Genomic DNA, 1,584 nt, shown 5'->3' on the forward strand with positions numbered 1-1,584 from the left:
GCCCCGGGGCGATCGGGACGCACACGTACCCGAACCCGGCATAGGCCTCCCGGTGGATCCGCTCGAACCGCAGCGACTCCTCGTACGAGATGCGCCGGGCCTCGGACGGGGTGACGAAGCCCGGGCTCTCCACGAAGAACACCCTGCGCTCGTACACCCCCGCCTCCCGGATGCGGTCGAGCTCCCGGGTGAGGGCCCGGGTCACCGGATGGCCGAGGTACACCGCCAGGGCGTACGTGCACACCGGCGAGCGGTCGAAGAACCGCACCTCCCCCGGTCGGCCGACGGCCTCCTCCTGCCGCCGCCGCTGCAGGTCGACCACCGCGTCCACGAACGACGGGTCCGTCCACGGCTCCGGCTCGCCCTGGGCCTGCCGCAGCGCGATGACGTCCGTCGCGGCCTCCTCGACCACCGGATGGCCCGCCCACTCCAGCCACCGCAGGATCGCCGTCTTCCCGGCCCCCGGGGTGCCGGTCAGCAGGTAGCGCTTCATCCCCGCACTCTACGGGCCGGGTGGAGCGGCAGCGAAGCGGCTCCCTAGGGTGTCGGGCATGGGGACCTCCGGCGTGACGGGTACGGAACAGGGTGCGCGGGTGACCGTCCGGTGCGCGGACTGCGGAGGCGACGCGGTCCGGAGCTTCGGACAGTTCCTGCTGCACGGACGGGAGTTGTGGTGGGACGCCGAGCGTTTCTGCCCGCAGTGCGGCGCCGCCTGCTGCGAGGACGCGGGCCCGGAGGCCGCACCCCAGGACGTCCGCGAGACGCTGCTGACCGCCCACGGACCGGCCCGGCTCCGGCTCACCGGGCCGCTCACCGACCCGGTGGCCGCGCTGCGGACGCTCCGCGAAGGAGCGGGCATCACACTCCGGCAGGCGCGGGAACTCCTGGACGAGCTGCGGGACTTCGGCCTCAGCGGGACAGCCGTCGAGATGGCGTACTGGCGGGCGCGGCTGGCCGGGCGCGGAATCGAGGCGGAGGTGGCGGACGGCTTCGGGAGGGCGTACCGGTACGTGGGGCCGCCGGAGCTGTGGGCAGCGGGCGACGGCACCGGTGGTGGCGGTCAACGGTTGCGGACGGAAGGCGAGTTCGCCGCCTGGGTGGAGGGGCGGTCGGCGGAGGAACTCGCGGAACCGTTCACCTTCGCGGTCGACCTCGGCGGCGCGCTGCGGCTCGCTCCGCGCCGCAGCGAGCATGTGGACTGTGCGGGCGGGGAGTTGGTGCTGAGCGCCGGGGAGATCGGGTTCCGGCGGTCACCGGGCGGATGGGAGGTCGAGACGGTCAGCAACCACTCCACCGGCTACTGCCCCGACACCACGTCCTGGCCCGCCGTCGCCGCCGCCCTCGCCCGCCTCGGGCTGCCGCACCCCGACACCTTCACCCACGCCGTGGTCTTCCGCCGCTGCCCCCGGTGCGCCCGGTGCAACCTCGTCCGCGAGGAGCACTACGCCTGCGTCTTCTGCGACGCGGACCTGCCCGAGCACTGGAACGTCGACGGGGCCGCGCTGCCGTGAGCCGCCCGGGCGCGCTCCCGCCGTTCTGCCCGAGTACATGGTCCCGTCCGCGAACAAGGCGCAGGACGCGCTG

Annotated in this window: 2 protein-coding genes; one reads left to right on the forward strand and one right to left on the reverse strand. The window is 74.3% G+C overall.

Features of this window, described 5'->3' with window-relative positions:
* The coding region (locus ACIQOV_RS40795; RefSeq protein ID WP_401056111.1) for an AAA family ATPase at positions 1 to 493 on the reverse strand (493 nt) is incomplete at its 3' end.
* Positions 494 to 551: 58 nt separating this feature from the next.
* Here ACIQOV_RS40795 and ACIQOV_RS40800 point away from each other — a divergent pair.
* Positions 552 to 1,511 carry a hypothetical protein gene (locus ACIQOV_RS40800; protein WP_401056113.1) on the forward strand — a complete coding sequence of 320 codons (960 nt, stop codon included), beginning with the start codon at positions 552 to 554 and terminating at the stop codon, positions 1,509 to 1,511.
* The last annotated feature ends 73 nt before the right edge of the window (positions 1,512 to 1,584 follow it).

It is taken from the genome of Kitasatospora sp. NPDC091257, assembly GCF_044757675.1.
Taxonomy (GTDB): Bacteria; Actinomycetota; Actinomycetes; order Streptomycetales; family Streptomycetaceae; genus Kitasatospora; species Kitasatospora lactacystinica.